This is a genomic window from Devosia enhydra (genome assembly GCF_900119845.1).
Classification (GTDB): Bacteria; Pseudomonadota; Alphaproteobacteria; order Rhizobiales; family Devosiaceae; genus FPKU01.
The window spans coordinates 652,940-668,891 of sequence record NZ_FPKU01000002.1 but is presented as its reverse complement, the minus strand read 5'-3'; the positions used below and the strand labels follow the sequence as shown (position 1 = coordinate 668,891).

The following is a 15,952-nucleotide window of genomic DNA, read 5'->3' as shown; positions in this document are numbered from 1 at the left end:
TTCGCTGTCTTGCTTTAAGCCTTCTTAAGCGACGCTCCTTAGCGTAAATTCCATCATGCCCACGGCCATGAGGACGCCCCCACGGTGATCGCGACGGAGCTCGGCACCGCCTTCCGGTCCGATGAAGCGCTGCTGCTCGATGCCGCGCTCGAAACCATGCCTTATGGCTTTTGCGTGTGGAGCCCGGATTTCCGGCTCGTCATGTGGAACCGCAATTATTGCAGCCTTTATGGCTTCCCGCCGGATCGCATCACGCTCGGCATGCCGCTCGATGCCGTGGTCCGGCTCTCGATCGAGCTTGGCAACCATCCCGGCCTCAGCGCCGAGGCGTTCCTCACCGCCTACAAAAAGGAATTGCTCGACAATCGCGGCGGCGCGCGCGCCAAGAGCCAGGAGCGGGCTTCGGGCGGCCGCGTCATCGAGACCGGCCATGTCTTCGCGCCGGGCCTGGGCTGGGTCGTGACCCATGAGGACGTGACCGAGGAGATCGCCACCAGCGAACTCGTCCAGCGCCGCAAGCGCGAGCTCGAACGGCAGAACATGCGGCTCGACGCAGCGGTCAACAACATCTCTCAGGGCCTCTCGATGTTCGATGCCATGGGGCGGCTGGTGATATCGAACCAGCCCTTCCAGCGCATCTACGAGCTGCCCGAGACGCTCCTTGCCCCCGGCACCACCTTCGATGCGATCATGGCGTATCTGTTCGCCCAGGGCATGAACCCCGGCACCGCGCCCGATGCCTATCTGCGCTGGCGCCGGACGATGATCGCCAATGGCGAGTTCGGCAAGACGGTGCACGAGTTCAGGAACCGCACCATCATGGTGCAGCACCACCCCACCCGCGATGGCGGCTGGGTCACCACTCATGAGGACATCACCGAGCAGCGGCAGCAGGAAGCCCGCATCCGCCACCTCGCGCGCCACGACGCACTGACGGAGCTGCCCAACCGCATCCAGTTCCTCGAGGAGATGGCGGCGATCGAGCCGCTGATCGAGCGGGGGGAGAAAGCGGCGGTGCTGTGCGTCGATCTCGACCATTTCAAGCTCATCAACGACACGCTGGGCCATGCGGTGGGCGATGCGCTGCTCAAGCAGGCCTCGGCGCGACTCTGGGGCACGACGCGCGAAAACGACGTGCTGGCCCGCATCGGGGGCGACGAGTTCACCCTGCTGATCCGCCCCATCGAGCGCCCCTCGGACGCGGCCGCCGTGGCCGACCGCATCGTCAAGGCGATGGCGATGCCGTTTTCCATCGAGGGCAACCTCGTGTCGATCGGCGCCAGCGTCGGCATCGCGCTGGCGCCCGACGATGGGTCGGACGCCGATACGCTGATGAAGAATGCCGATCTGGCCCTCTACAAGGCCAAGTCCGAGGGCCGCTCGACCTTTCACTTCTTCGAGCCGGGCATGGATGCCGCCATCCAGAAGCGCCGCACCATCGAGACGGGGCTGCGCACGGCGCTCGAGGACAAGAGCTTCCGCCTCGCCTTCCAGCCGCTCTTCGGGCTGCGGGAAAACCGCATCACCGGCTTCGAGGCGCTGCTGCGCTGGCACCATCCCGAGCGCGGCGAAATCTCGCCCGGCGAATTCATTCCCGCCGCCGAGGAGACGGGGCTGATCGTGCCGATCGGGGACTGGGTCTTGCGCGAGGCGTGCAAGGTGGCGGCCGGCTGGCCGGGCCGGCAGCGCGTGGCGGTCAACCTCTCGCCCGTGCAGTTCAAGAACCCCCAGCTCTACGAAACCGTGCAGCAGGCCCTTGCCGACAGCGGGCTGTCGCCGAGCCGGCTCGAGCTCGAAATCACCGAATCGCTGCTGCTCATCGACAATGACAGCAACGCCCGCACCCTCCATCGCCTGCGGGCGCTGGGCGTACGCGTCTCGATGGACGATTTCGGCACCGGCTATTCCTCGCTCTCTTACCTGCGGAGCTTCCCGTTCGACCGCATCAAGATCGACCGCTCCTTCATGCGCGATCTCGAAAGCCGGCCCGACAGCCGCGCCATCATCCGCGCCGTCATCGGGCTCGGCCGCAGCCTGGGCATGCAGGTCACCGCCGAGGGCGTCGAGACACGCGAGCAGCTCGACGCCATGCGCGAGGACGGCATGACCGAGATCCAGGGATTTCTCATCTCTGCCGCCGTCCCACCCGAGGCCATTGCCGGCCTGCTCGCCCGCGATCCCCTCGCATCGGCACGCTAGGGGCTCGTGAAGCGAAGGCGACACCGGTTCGCTGCCTCGAAACGGGGGACGAGTTCCGGCGCCGGATCCGCCGCTGCGACGGCCGGCGAGCCCCTGCTGACGCGCTTGTGCAAGCGAGCCCTGCGCCGGGCACGCTTGTGGGAAAGGGCGACTTCCTGTAAGGCAGCGCGCGAATGGGCCGCCGGAGGTGGCCTCGCCCTTACCCAGCATGGTGCCGCGACCGCCCTGACCCCCGATCATCGGACGGCCGGACCCATCCCAATCGGGCAGACGCCCGGGACAAAGACATGAGCCTCAGGAACATCGCCATCATCGCGCACGTCGACCATGGCAAGACGACCCTGATCGACGTGCTGCTCAAGCAATCCGGCGCCTTCCGTGACAATCAGCGCGTCGAAGAGCGCGCCATGGACAGCAACGACCTCGAGCGCGAGCGCGGCATCACCATCCTTGCCAAGGTCACCTCGCTGGTCTGGAAGGACACACGCATCAACATCGTGGATACACCCGGCCACGCCGATTTCGGCGGCGAGGTGGAGCGCATCCTCTCGATGGTGGATGGCGTGGTGATCCTCGTGGACGCCGCCGAAGGCCCGATGCCGCAGACCAAGTTCGTTCTGGGCAAGGCCCTGGCGCAGGGCCTGCGCCCCATCGTTGCGATCAACAAGATCGACCGCCCCGACGAGCGCCATCTCGAAGTGCTAGAGGAGATCTTCGATCTCTTCATCGCGCTCGATGCCAGCCCCGAGCAGCTCGATTTCCCCGTGCTCTACGGCGCCGCCAAGCATGGCTGGATGTCGGCCCAGCCCGAGGGCCCCAAGGAAAGCCTGGCGCCGCTCCTCGACAAGGTCATCGAATACGTGCCCGAGCCCAAGGTGGAAGAGGGCCCGTTCCGCATGCTGGTCACCACCATCGAGCGCAACCCGTTCCTCGGCCGCGTGCTGACCGGGCGGGTGTTCTCCGGTTCGGTCAAGGCCGGCGATGCCATCCATTCGCTCGGCCGTGACGGCAAGGAAGTGGAAAAGGGCCGCGTCTCCAAGGTGCTGGCCTTCCGCGGCCTCGAGCGCACTCCGGTGGATGTGGCCGAAGCCGGCGATATCGTCGCCATCGCCGGGCTCGAGACCACCACCGTGGCCGACACCCTGACCATCCCCTCGGTCAACACCCCGCTGCCCTCGCTGCCCATCGACCCGCCCACCCTCTCGGTCACCTTCCGCATCAATGACGGTCCGCTGGCCGGCCGCGAAGGCGACAAGGTGCAGTCCCGCGTCATCCGCGAGCGCCTGATGCGCGAGGCCGAAGGCAATGTCGCCATCAAGATCACCGAAGGCGAGGACAATGACAGCTTCGAGGTCGCCGGCCGCGGCGAACTCCAGCTCGCCGTGCTCATCGAGAACATGCGCCGCGAAGGCTTCGAGCTGACCATCGGCCGTCCGCGCGTCGTGATCCGCGAGGAAAACGGCCAGAAGCTCGAGCCGATCGAGGAAGTCATCATCGACGTCGATGACGAGCATTCGGGCGTCGTCGTCCAGAAGCTCACCGAGCGCAAGGGCGAACTTGCCGACATGCGCCCCTCGGGCGTCGGCCGTACGCGCCTGCGCTTTTACGTGCCCACCCGCTCGCTGATCGGCTACCAGCCCGAGCTGCTCTCGGACACCCGCGGCACGGCGATCTTCAACCGCCTGTTCCACGAATACCAGCCCTACAAGGGCGCCCTGCCCGGCCGCCGCACCGGCGTGCTGATCTCGAACGGCACCGGCCAGTCGGTGGCCTATGCCATGTGGAACCTCGAAGATCGCGGGCCGATGATGATCGACCCCGGCGTCGACATCTACGAGGGCATGATCATCGGCGAGCACACGCGCGAGAACGACCTCGAGGTCAACGCGCTCAAGGGCAAGCAGCTGACCAATATCCGCACCACCTCCAAGGACGAGGCGGTGCGCCTGACCCCGCCCAAGAAGCTCACGCTTGAGCAGTCGCTGGGCTATATCGCCGACGACGAATATGTCGAGGTGACGCCCAAGTCGATCCGCCTGCGCAAGATCGCGCTCGACCCCAATGAGCGCAAGAAGCTGATGCGCGCCTCCAAGGCGAGCTGAGCTTTTCCACACCTTCGGGAAGGCCCTTTCGGGGCCTTCCTCCGGGGCCGTGCGAGGCTCCGGCCTGTCGTCCAAATCCGCATGAGGCTCAATGACCGACTGGATCATCGGAACCATCACCGAGCTCGGCTATCTCGGCATCTTCCTCGTGATGCTGGCCGAGTCGCTCTTTCCGCCGATCCCGTCGGAGTTGATCATCCCCTTTGCCGGCTATGCCGCCGCCAATGGCGATCTGAGCCTTTTTGGCGTACTCGCGACCGCGACGCTGGGAGCGGTGATCGGCATGCTGCCCTGGTATTTCGCCGGCCGCATCTTCGGGCTTACCCGGGTGCAATGGCTGGCCGACCGCTTCGGGCGGTTCATGGCGATGAATTCCGACGAGATCGACATCGCCGTCGCCTGGTTCAAGCGCTATGGCCCGATCATCGTGCTTTTCGGGCGCCTGGTGCCCCTGATCCGCACGCTGATCTCGATCCCGGCCGGCCTGTCGCGCATGCCACTGCCGCTCTTTCTCCTCGCCTCGACCGCCGGCGCGCTCATCTGGAACACCTTCCTCACCATGGCGGGGTTCCTGCTGCACGAGCATTACCATGTGATCGAGGTGGTGCTCGATCCCTTGAGCTACATCGTGCTCGGCCTCGTGGTGCTGCTCTATCTCTTCCGCGTCATCACCTGGAAGCCGGCCCGCGCTGAGCGCGAACAGCCTTAACGCATCAGAAATGCCGCGGACGCGCGCTTCGCAGTCTGCAACGCCGTTCGCATTGTGCAAACGCGGCGCCGGGCGCGTTAACGCCTCTGCCCATCCGTCAGACCCCGTTATGCCCCGGCTGCCGGGGCCCCGACGGAATTACCCCCAAAGCCATGGTTAATGGCACGCTTCGTGCATTTGAGAGGACGTGCCCGGAAAAGGTTGTGCGTACCGGGCACCAGTCAGTCTTTTGAGGCCCGTCAGCTTGACCCCTGGCGGGCCTTTCTCTTTCCGCCTCCGCGCCAACGGCCCCAGGATGTTTGCCCTTTGGCCGGCGAGCCCCTAAATAGGGTCAGTTGTGGCCGGAGCCTTCCATGCGCGTCATTCTCGAACTCATCCTCATCATCCTCGACATCTACGGGTGGGTGCTGCTGGCCATGATCATCATGAGCTGGCTGATCTCCTTCAACGTCGTCAACACGCGCAACCAGTTCGTCGCGACGGTGTGGCGCATCCTCAACCAGCTGACCGAGCCGGTGCTGGGGCCGATCCGCCGGGCGCTGCCGAATTTCTCGGGGCTCGATCTCTCCCCGATCGTCGTGTTCCTCGGCATTTTCCTCATCCGCCGGGTGATCGAGCTCTATATCTATCCCAATGTGTTCTAGGCCTGGGCGGCGCGCCTGTCGGTAATCCCCCCTCACCCGTTCCGCCTGTTGCCGGACGGGCTTCGGCTTGTCCTGCGCGTCACCCCCAATGCCGGGGCGGACCGGATCGAGGCCATCGAGACGCGTGACGATGGCACATGCGTGCTGCGCGTGCGCGTCCGGGCCGTGCCGGATCGCGGCCGCGCCAACGCCGCCGTGCTTGCGCTGCTTGCCGAGAGGCTCGGACTCACCCGCACCAGCCTTGCGATCGTCTCGGGCGAGACGGCGCGCATCAAGCAGGTCGCCATCACCGGCGATCCCACGATGCTGGCGGAGCGGATCATGGCGCTCGTCACCCCGGACTGAGCCGCCGCCCGACGCTGCGGCAAATCATCGCGATTCCAATTGCGTAGCCGGCAATGATTCGGCACTCTCAAACCTGGAGGGACGCTGGGAGGCGATTCACCGCCGCCCATCGGCCTGGGGAGACAGGGACCGAGGGGGTTCTAGGTGACTTTATTGCTCTGGCTGATCGTGGGCGCAGGCGCGCTTTCGATTGTTTATGGCGTGGTGACGACCCGCGCCCTCATGGCAGCGGATGCCGGCTCGGCCCGCATGCAGGAGATTTCGGCGGCGGTGCGCGAAGGCGCCTCGGCCTATCTCCGGCGCCAGTACATCACCATCGCCATCGTCGGCGTCGTGATCTTCATTCTGGCCTTCGTGCTTTTAGGCGGTCACGCCGCCATCGGCTTCCTCATCGGCGCCGTGCTCTCGGGCGTGGCGGGCTTCATCGGCATGAACGTCTCGGTGCGTGCCAATGTGCGCGTGGCCCAGGCGGCGACGAAATCGCTCGCCGGCGGGCTCGATCTCGCCTTCAAGTCCGGCGCGGTCACCGGCCTGCTGGTCGCCGGCCTCGGCCTTCTGGGCGTGACGCTCTATTTCATCGTGCTCACCCAGTTCATGGGCATCGCACCCACCAGCCGCACCGTGATCGATGCGCTGGTGGCTCTGGGCTTCGGCGCCTCGCTGATCTCGATCTTCGCGCGACTGGGCGGCGGCATCTTCACCAAGGGCGCCGATGTCGGCGGCGACATGGTGGGCAAGGTGGAAGCCGGCATCCCCGAGGATGATCCGCGCAACCCCGCCACCATCGCCGACAATGTGGGCGACAATGTCGGGGACTGCGCCGGCATGGCCGCTGACCTGTTCGAGACCTATGTGGTCACCGCCGTCGCCACCATGGTGCTGGCAGCCATCGTGCTGCCCGAGGAATTCCGCCTCATGGGCATGGTTCTGCCTCTCGCCATCGGCGGGGCCTGCGTCATCACCTCGATCATCGGCACCTATTTCGTCAAGCTGGGTGGCGACAACAACATCATGAACGCCCTCTACAAGGGGCTCATCGCCACCGGCGTGCTCTCGCTCGTGGCGCTGGTGCCAGTGCTCTGGATGGTGTTCGGCAACATGAATGCCGCGATCGCCACCTCGACCGCGACCTTCACGCCCTGGAGCTTGTTCTGGTGCGGGGTGGCCGGTCTCGTGATCACCGGCCTCATCATCGTCATCACCGAATATTACACCGGCACCAACAAGCGGCCGGTCAACTCCATCGCCGAGGCCTCGGTGACCGGGCACGGCACCAACGTCATCCAGGGCCTCGCCGTCTCACTCGAATCCACCGCCCTGCCGGCGCTGGTCATCATCGTCGGCATCATCGTCACCTACAATCTGGCGGGGCTCTTCGGCATCGCCTTTGCCGTCACCACCATGCTGGCGCTGGCCGGCATGATCGTGGCGCTCGACGCCTTCGGCCCGGTGACCGACAATGCCGGCGGCATCGCCGAAATGGCCGGCCTGCCCAAGGAGGTGCGCAAGAACACCGATGCGCTCGATGCCGTGGGCAACACCACCAAGGCCGTCACCAAGGGCTATGCCATCGGTTCGGCAGGCCTCGGGGCGCTCGTGCTCTTTGCCGCCTATACGCAGGACCTGATCTACTTCGCCGGCCTGCCCGATGCCCCGGCGATCTTTGCCGGCATGGGCACGCTCACCTTCTCGCTGGCCGACCCCTATGTCGTGGTGGGCCTGCTGTTCGGCGGGCTCCTGCCCTTCCTCTTCGGAGGCATGTCGATGACCGCCGTGGGCCGCGCCGCCCAGTCGGTGGTGGTCGAGGTGCGGCGCCAGTTCAAGGCCGATCCCGGCATCATGGCGGGCACATCCAAGCCCGACTATGCCCGCGCCGTGGATATGCTGACCAAGGCCGCGATCAAGGAAATGATCGTGCCCTCGCTGCTGCCGGTGCTCTCGCCCATCGCGATCTTTGCCGCGATCTACTGGATCGCCGGGGCCGCCGCGGCCTTCTCGGCGCTCGGGGCCATGCTCATGGGCGTGATCGTCACCGGCCTTTTCGTCGCCATCTCGATGACGGCGGGCGGCGGCGCCTGGGACAATGCCAAGAAGAGCTTCGAGGATGGCTTCACCGACAGCCAGGGGGTGACCCATTACAAGGGTTCGGACGCCCACAAGGCCTCGGTGACCGGCGACACCGTCGGCGATCCCTACAAGGACACGGCCGGCCCGGCCGTCAACCCGATGATCAAGATCACCAACATCGTGGCCCTGCTGCTCATCGCCGTGCTCGCCCATCTGGGGTGAGCCGGACTCTGCGCCTGAGGGAGAGGGCCGGTCGCCGACCGGCTCTCTTCTTGTATTCAGAGCTCCGCGAAAGATCGCGGAAGCCGCTCCGCCATCCGGAAACGTGACACGACCGAGGATTGGGCTTTAACGCGCCAGCACCTGGATTTCCCGATTGGCGCGGGCAAGGCGGTCGGCGAGGCTGCGGCCCACGGCCAGGGCGAGCGCCAGGTGCAGGCGGGGATCGCTGGCCTCGATATCGGCGAGGGTGGCGCCGGACAGAAGCAGCACCTCGCCATCGGTCTGGGCGATGACATCGGCTGTGCGCCGCGCGCTGCCGAACAGCGCCAGCTCCCCGAAGACATTGCCCGGATCGATCGTGCTGATGCGTCGCCGCTTGCCGCCATCCACGGCGATCGACACGGTCACCCGGCCTGATGTGAGGAAAAACAGCGCTGTCGCCTGCGAGCCGGCGGCAATCAGCACCTCCCCCGCCTTGACCGCGCGTGGACAGAGGATGCCCGCGAGCCTGGCCCGCAGATCATCGGGCCATTCCGCCAGCAGCGCGAAGCTTTCGATCGGCACCTGCTCGGGTGCCGCCTGCTCCTGGGGTATGACGCGGGCGAGCAGCACGTCCTCGAAATGCTCCAGCGCTTCGTCCACTGCCGGAAAGCCATTGGCCCCGCCCAACTCCCGCAGGCGGGGCGATCCACTCACCACCGCCAGCTCGGTTGCAGAGCCGGCAAAGGCTGCGGCAAAGCTCGCCAGCAGCGCCTCGGCCACCCCATCCACCCGGCGCACGCGCGACATGTCGAGAATGATGCAGGCAAGGCTGCCGAGGTCGGTGCGGATGCGGCGGGTGATCGCCTCGGCTTCCATGAAATGCACGTCCCCCTGCAGCTCGACCACCCCGATGGCATGCCCGTAATGATCGAGCGCATCGATCTCGGCCCTGCGCCGCACTCGGCTGGAGCGGATATCGGTGCCCCGATAGATGCGGCGGATCGGGCTCTGGCGCTGCCCCCTATCCTCGAACAGATGCAGCCGGAAGCTGCGCGAGATATCCTCGCAGACCTTGACCCCGCGCTCGGAATTGCCCACCGCATCGAGCCGGGGCGAGAAGGTGCCGATGCCCAGATGGCCGGGCAGCACCGCCGCGATGCCGCCCCCGACGCCGCTCTTGGCCGGCAGGCCGACATCGAACTGCCAGCCCCCGGCATAATCATACATGCCGCAGGTGTTCATCACCGAAAGCACGGCGCGCACATTGTCAGACGAAAGCGCGCGCTCCCCGGTCACCGGATTGACCCCGCCATTGGCGAGCGTCGCCCCGATCAGTGCCAGGTCCACCGTATCCACCAGCAGCGAGCATTGCCGGAAATAGAGATCGAGATGGGCATCGACATCCCCGTCGATCATGCCGAAATTGAGCTCGAGATAGGCGATGGCGCGGTTGCGGTGGCCTGTGAGGCTTTCGGAGCGATAGACATCCTCGTCGATCTCGAGCCGGCGGCCCACGAAGCGCTCGAAAGTCTCGAGGATGCGCGCGAAACGCTCGGCATGGTCGGCGCCCTTGACCAGCGCGGTCGCCGCGATCGCCCCGGCATTGACCATCGGGTTGAAAGGGCGGTTGTTGCGCTCGTCAAAGGCGATGGAGTTGAAGGCTTCGCCCGAGGGCTCCACCCCGATGCGCTTGAGCACCGCCTCGCGGCCATGCTCCTCGAGCGCCATGCCGTAGATCAGCGGCTTGGAGATGGACTGGATGGTGAAGCGCGCCTTGGTGTCGCCAGCCTCGTAGATGTGCCCGTCCATGGTGACGAAGGCGAGCCCGAAGAGATCGGGCGCGATGCGCGTCAGTTCCGGGATGTAATCGGCCAGCTTGCCGGTTCGGTTCGCCTTGTGCCTGTCGTGAAGTGTCTGCAGATAGGAATCGACCGGCAAGGCAAATGCCATGGTGCTCAAATCCGTCCGTTGCCCCCAAATGGGGGACGTTAGGGGACGGCGCGCGGCGAGGCAATCACCGAGGATGGCCCGGCCGGCGGATGGCAGCCATTCGCCGCCGGCAGGGCCCTGAAGACCGCGATCGCTTCGGCTCAATGAGGCTCATGCGCGTCGGCGACACCCAGGAGCCAGTAGCCGGCCGCCTTGACCCATTCGGGGTTGAAGCCGCGCACCTCTACGAGATGGGCGCGCAGCGCCCTTGCAGCATTGGCTTCGCCGGCAATAAAGCCATAGGCATCGCCCTGCGGCAGCGCGCCGAGCGCGGCCACCGCATCGAGCAGATGCGTCCCCGTTCCCGCCGGCGCTCCATTGCGATGCACCCAGATGAGGGCAAGATCGGCGCGCGTGGCAATCGGCTGCTCCTCGCCGGCATCGGCCACCTCGATCACGGCCACCGCCTTTGCCCCTTGCGGCAACTCCTCGAGGCGGCGCGCTATGGCGGGAAGCCCCGCCTCGTCGCCGGCGAGGAAATACCAGTCAAAGGCAAAAGGCACGATCAGCGAGCCGCGCGGCCCGCCGATAACGAGCTTCTGCCCGATCGCGGCATTGGCCGCCCAGCTTGCCGCCGGACCATCGCCATGCAGCACGAAATCGATGGCGAGGGTGTTGGCGACAGGATCGTGGAGGCGCGGCGTATAATCGCGCATCTGCGGACGCGGCTGGCCTGCGGGAAACTGCAGCCCGTTGGGCCCCAGCTCGGGCAGCACCGGTGCCTTGCCGGGCTCGGGGAAGAACACTTTCACATGGTCGGCATGGCCGGGGCTCGAAAATCCGGCAAGATCGGCGCCCGACAGCGTGATGCGGCGCATGCGCGGGGTGATGTCGTGGACCCCGACGACCTCGAGAATGCGGATGCGGGTATCGTGGCGCAGGCGCTGGAGGGTGCGGTCCATCATCTTTTTCCTGATTGTCATGATCAGGATTTAGCGCTCCCCTCAGGCCGCGACAAGGGCCACCCCGTGCCCTCCGGTCCGTGTGGGGGCTGTCCCCGCCTGCCCGGGGCGGCTATCCTTGTCCGCGACACGAACAGGAGGATGCTGCCCCGATGACGCCGCACAACCACGCCAAGCCCGGTGATTATGCCCCGGCCGTTCTTTTGCCGGGCGATCCGCTGCGCGCCAAATGGATCGCCGAGACGTTCCTTGCCGATGTGCGGCAGGTCAACAGCGTGCGCAACTGCCTCGGCTTCACCGGCACCTGGCAGGGCAAGCCCGTCTCGGTGCAGGCCACGGGCATGGGCCAGCCCTCGCTCTCGATCTATGTGCATGAGCTGATCAACAGTTATGGCGTCGAAACGCTGATCCGCGTCGGAACCTGCGGCGGGCTCAACGCCAGGGTCAAGGTGCGAGACCTGATCCTGGCGCAGGCGGCCACCACCGACAGCAGCATCGTACGCGACCGGTTCGGGCCCTATAATTTCGCCCCCATCGGCGATTTCGGCCTCCTGCGCGATGCCGCCGCGCGGGCCGAGGCCAAGGGCATGCGCTACCATGTGGGCAACATGCTCTCGTCCGATATCTTCTACCATGCCGAGCCGGGTCTCGAAGGCTATGGCACGCTGCCGGCCCATGGCATCATCGGGGTGGAGATGGAGGCGGCCGCCCTCTACACGCTGGCCGCGCGCTTCGACAAGCGGGCGCTGACCATCTGCACCATGACCGACTGCCTCATCACCAAGGCCGAGATCGACGCCGAGCAGCGCCAGACTTCGCTCAGGGACATGGTCACCATCGCCCTCGACGTCGCCATCGCCGCCTGAGGGCCAGGAAGGCCTCGACAAAGAGTCCTCAAGGTGAGGAGCGCCTGTCGGCGCGTCTTGAACCATGGGGGCGGGCAGCGCCGTACTTGTCCACCCACCGGGTCGTCCATGCGAAAGCAGGAACATCTGTTCATAGGCGAGCCCTGCGAAACGGGGTCCCTGCTTCTCACAAGCGGCAAGACCCCTCACCCTGACCCTCTCCCTGGCGGGGAGAGGGACGCAGGAGCCAGAGAATGCCGGACGATGGCGATCTTAATGTGGGACGCAACCCCATCACCCGGTAAACCCACCATCATCACCTCTCTCGTCACGCAAACGTCAGCGAGGGTGTCTTAACCCTCGCTGCGGCTGCCGCTTTCTTGCCGGCATCGGCGTGTTAACGTCGGGGTAAGGTCCGGTCCCGGGCCGGGGGCGAGAAAGGGCCGTGCCGATGCAGCTCAAGAGCAATGTGGTGCGCCTCGGCGAAACGGTGCGCGGCGTCGAGACCATGACGCGGTTTGCCCTCGCGGTGCTCGCCCTTGCCTCGGGCGTCTACACCTATCTTGGCGTGCGCAGCCTGCTCGACGGGTCCGCCACCTTCGTGTTTTTCGCCGCCATCATCTATTCGGCCGCCGTGTCGGTCGCGATCTATGCGTTCTGGAGCTTCATGCTGCGCTTCGTGCCCCTCGTGGTCGATGCGGCGCAGCGGGCGGCGATGTTCCTCGTCATGGCCATCGGCTGCGTGATGATCGTGGCGATGTCGAGCTGGCTCAATGCCGCCGCGCTCGCCGGATCCGCGGCGCTCGAGCAGCATCTGGCCGTGACGCTCGAGGGCTATGTCGGGGATCTCGATGCCGCCCATGGCAATGCGCTTGCCGCCCAGTCGCTGCTGCCCGACGTGCAGCGCGCCTCCGAGCGCTTCACCCGTCTTGCCGCCGACGAGCGGGCCTCGGGCGCTCTGACCGGTACCTCCGGGTCCGGCAGCGTTGTGCAGCTGCTCTCGCAGATGAGCGCGCAGATGAACGAGCTCGGCGCCTCGATCACCGGCTCGCGCCCCGAGGTTGCAGCCCTGTTCGAGACCGGCTCGGGGCATCTGGCGCGCATGCGCGAGCTGGTCTCCGCACCCGGCCCGGTCGAGCCCCGCGCCGACCAGTTCGCCGCAGAAGTGGTGCAGTTGACGGCAGTGATTTCGGCCCTGCAGGAAACCGGCGTCGCCCCCTCGGTCAAGCGCGCCGCGCAGGATCTGTCACTGGGCTTCATCGCGCCGGTGGCCGATGGCGGGGATGCGAGCCTCGTGGTGCGGCAGGATCAGGTGATGCAGACCGTGCGCGATTCCGTCACCGCGCAATCGGCCGCGCTCTCGCAGGCCGCCGACGAAATCCTCGCCGAACCCCGCGTCGAACCGCGCCGCTTCGTGCCGCTCTCCACCGCCGAAGCGGTGCTGCGCTACTGGAGCGACTTCCTGCCCTCCTGGGCCGGTGCCATCTCGATCGACCTGCTGCCCGTGGTGCTCGTGCTGGTGCTGATGCTGGTCAACGATGCCATGCGCCGCGAGGCCAATGCGGTCGATGATGCCGATACCGTCTCTGCCGGCGAGATGCTGCGGGCCCTGCGGCTCTATCAGGACATGACGGGGCAGAAGCCCGGGGAGGCCAATCTCGGCGCCCTTGCCGCCATCGCGCAACCGGCGCCCCCGCGCGATGCGGTGGTGGCCGAGCCGACCCCCGTCCCTCCCCCGGCCGCGCCGGTTGCAGCACAGACGCCCCCCGCCGCCCATCCTGTCGCCGAGGCCAGCGAAGCCGTGGTGACCCCCATCGATGTCAACCAGCGCAAGCGCAGCGATGGCCCGGTCCGCTCCTGAGGCCTTCGACGGCGTCGAGGAGGCTCCGCCGCGGCGGGGTCTGGCGCGGCTCGCCGACATCGATGATGGCGCCATCCTGCGGGTCGCGTTCTTCGCGCTCCTCGCCGGAACCGCCGGCGTGCTGTGGCTCGATTATGGCGAGTTGACCGGGCTTGAGCCCGCCAGCCTCTTTGCGCCGCAGACCCCGATCCTGCCCGCCTTCGAGACCGAGGGGCCCGAAAGCCCTGACGGCCCGAGCGTCACCACCGACCCGGAAACCCTGCGCGCCCCGGCCCAGATCGCCCTCACTGCCGGCGGGCTCCTCACCGTTATCGGCACCATCGATCCGGGCGCCGCGGAGCGCTTTGCCGCGGAAGTCGAGGCGCGCGGTGAATATGTCGAGGCGGTGGTGCTCGATTCCCCCGGCGGCTCGGTGGTCGATGCCCTGGCCATGGGCCGGCTCATCCGCGAAAAGGGCTTTATCACCCGCGTCGCTGCCGGCAGCCTCTGCGCCTCGTCCTGCCCGCTGGTGCTTGCGGGGGGCGCCGAGCGCGAGGCCTCGCCCGAAGCGGCGATCGGGGTACACCAGATCTACGCGGCCGAAGCGCCCGATCCGGCCACCGACAGCCTGCGTTCGAGCCGGCGGGCCATGGCCGACGCCCAGGCCACCACCGCCCGCATCTCGCGCTATCTCGACGATATGGGCATTGCCCCAACCCTCTGGGTCCACGCCCTCGAGACCCCGCCCGATCGCCTTTACTATTTCTCCCCTGAAGAACTCGTCGATCTGAAGCTCGTGACAAGGCTCGACCAGCGTTTCGCCGGTTTGCCGAGCCGTTGAGGATCTGCACCTCGTTGTGGTGCTGCGCCCCCGGACGACGAGCCTTGTCGTCTCCGCCAGGGTGTAGGCTGCTTTACATGACTGCTGCCGCATGCGCCAAACGACCGTCACCTTACGCTTCGGGCAACGCGCCACTATTGATCCGCGGACAAAGCGCTGCATAGTGTGCTCTGGAGGGAGATTGCCAGTGGATGATGGTCGCATTGCATCGCTTACGCTGAAACAGCTGGAGATACTCGCCGCAGTGGGCACGGCCGGCTCCATTACGCAGGCGGCGCGTCGAACGGGTCTGTCGCAGCCCACCGTGTCCCATCATATCAGCCGGCTGGAGGCGGTTCTGGGCGCCCAGCTGATCATACGCGGCCGAGGCAACGAGCTCGAACTGACCCCGGCGGGCGAATACTGGCTGCGCTGCGCGCGCGAGGTGCTGGGATCTCTTAACCAGATGGTCGAGCATCATTCAGGCCAGTTTGCTCCCGACCAGGTGGTGCTTCGTTTCGGGGCCACTCCGACATTGCGCGGGCGCTTTCTCGGGGCAGCCGCCCGAATGGCCGTCTCGGACCCTCGTTTCAAGCGTTTCGAATCGGTCTGGGCGCTCAACTCCGAAGATGTCGTCGAGCAGTTGCACCTTCACCAGATCAATTGCGCCGTGGTCTCCGCCCGCAGCATCAGGAGCGATGAGGCGACGCTGTCCATAACCCCGCTTTTTTTCGACAAGGTCGCGCTGGTCTCCCCGCGTGCGATCTCGCGCGACCTGATGACCGAGGCCTTCATGTGCCGGCGGGCGCCTCCACCGGGGCCGGGCGATGCGCTGACCCGCTATGTCGATGTGGGTAGGGGCGCGCTGGTTTCGTCGCGGGAAGACGAGCACTGGTATCGGACCAATTTGCCGTTCGCGATGCCCTATTTCGCGACCCCCACGCATCTGGCGGCCATCGAATTCGTCGCCGAAGGGCTCGCGACCTGCCTCACGCCCCTGAGCCAGTTGCCGGGCCTGCAAGCCGGCACGCTCAACCGTCTCAACATCTTCGAGCTGGACCACATGGGAGAGGATATCGTGCTGGCCATGCCGCGGCATCTGCTGAGCATTCCCGCCTTTTCGGCGTTTCGCGACGCTCTGGTCTCCTTCGCCCGGATGGAATTCAGCACGCACATGATGCCGACATCCGTGATCACGGCTGCCGACTGCAAGGCCAATCTCGCGCAGTGGCGCCGCGAAAGGCAGGCTTCTCTGCTGCCCACCGGAGAGCTGCAGCGCTAGAGAC

12 protein-coding genes are annotated in these 15,952 nt (G+C 66.4%); 10 read left to right on the top strand and 2 right to left on the bottom strand.

Annotation, left to right across the window (positions count from 1 at the left end):
* Nucleotides 1-84: 84 nt before the first annotated feature.
* The 6 genes from BT183_RS12375 (at nt 85) to BT183_RS12350 (ending at nt 8,288) form a co-directional block, all read left to right on the top strand.
* Nucleotides 85-2,199, top strand: coding sequence for an EAL domain-containing protein (locus tag BT183_RS12375; protein ID WP_072343434.1), 2,115 nt, complete (start codon nt 85-87; stop codon nt 2,197-2,199).
* A 287-nt stretch (nt 2,200-2,486) separates the two neighbouring features.
* Entirely contained in the window at nt 2,487-4,301 is a 1,815-nt protein-coding gene (gene typA, locus BT183_RS12370) for a translational GTPase TypA (protein ID WP_072343431.1), read from the top strand.
* 91 nt (nt 4,302-4,392) lie between these two features.
* Nucleotides 4,393-5,010 (top strand): DedA family protein, encoded by a 618-nt coding sequence (locus tag BT183_RS12365; protein ID WP_072343429.1) that lies wholly within the window; start codon nt 4,393-4,395, stop codon nt 5,008-5,010.
* 353 nt (nt 5,011-5,363) lie between these two features.
* Nucleotides 5,364-5,654 carry a YggT family protein gene (locus tag BT183_RS12360; protein WP_072343427.1) on the top strand — a complete coding sequence of 97 codons (291 nt, stop codon included), beginning with the start codon at nt 5,364-5,366 and terminating at the stop codon, nt 5,652-5,654.
* Nucleotides 5,655-5,669: 15 nt separating this feature from the next.
* The gene (locus tag BT183_RS12355; protein ID WP_425290575.1) at nt 5,670-5,999 is read left to right on the top strand and encodes a DUF167 family protein; all 330 of its coding nucleotides are present in this window, start codon (nt 5,670-5,672) and stop codon (nt 5,997-5,999) included.
* 144 nt (nt 6,000-6,143) lie between these two features.
* Nucleotides 6,144-8,288: a sodium-translocating pyrophosphatase gene (locus tag BT183_RS12350; protein WP_072343422.1), complete on the top strand. Its 2,145-nt coding sequence runs from the start codon at nt 6,144-6,146 to the stop codon at nt 8,286-8,288.
* Between the two features lie 126 nt (nt 8,289-8,414).
* Here the strand turns inward: BT183_RS12350 and glsA are convergent, their stop codons facing one another.
* Entirely contained in the window at nt 8,415-10,220 is a 1,806-nt protein-coding gene (glsA, locus tag BT183_RS12345) for a glutaminase A (RefSeq protein ID WP_072343419.1), read from the bottom strand.
* A gap of 140 nt (nt 10,221-10,360) precedes the next feature.
* Nucleotides 10,361-11,161: a siderophore-interacting protein gene (locus BT183_RS12340; protein WP_244545323.1), complete on the bottom strand. Its 801-nt coding sequence runs from the start codon at nt 11,159-11,161 to the stop codon at nt 10,361-10,363.
* Between the two features lie 152 nt (nt 11,162-11,313).
* Here BT183_RS12340 and deoD point away from each other — a divergent pair, with 152 nt between their 5' ends.
* From deoD to BT183_RS12320, 4 genes are all read left to right on the top strand, one after another.
* Nucleotides 11,314-12,027 (top strand): purine-nucleoside phosphorylase, encoded by a 714-nt coding sequence (deoD, locus tag BT183_RS12335; RefSeq protein ID WP_072343414.1) that lies wholly within the window; start codon nt 11,314-11,316, stop codon nt 12,025-12,027.
* A 430-nt stretch (nt 12,028-12,457) separates the two neighbouring features.
* Nucleotides 12,458-13,867, top strand: coding sequence for a hypothetical protein (locus BT183_RS12330; RefSeq protein ID WP_072343412.1), 1,410 nt, complete (start codon nt 12,458-12,460; stop codon nt 13,865-13,867).
* On the top strand, nt 13,848-14,687 hold the full coding sequence (locus tag BT183_RS12325; protein WP_244545322.1) for a COG3904 family protein: 840 nt from the start codon (nt 13,848-13,850) through the stop codon (nt 14,685-14,687). Before BT183_RS12330 ends, BT183_RS12325 begins: the two co-directional genes overlap by 20 nt.
* A gap of 91 nt (nt 14,688-14,778) precedes the next feature.
* Entirely contained in the window at nt 14,779-15,948 is a 1,170-nt protein-coding gene (locus tag BT183_RS12320; protein WP_084603496.1) for a LysR family transcriptional regulator, read from the top strand.
* The last annotated feature ends 4 nt before the right edge of the window (nt 15,949-15,952 follow it).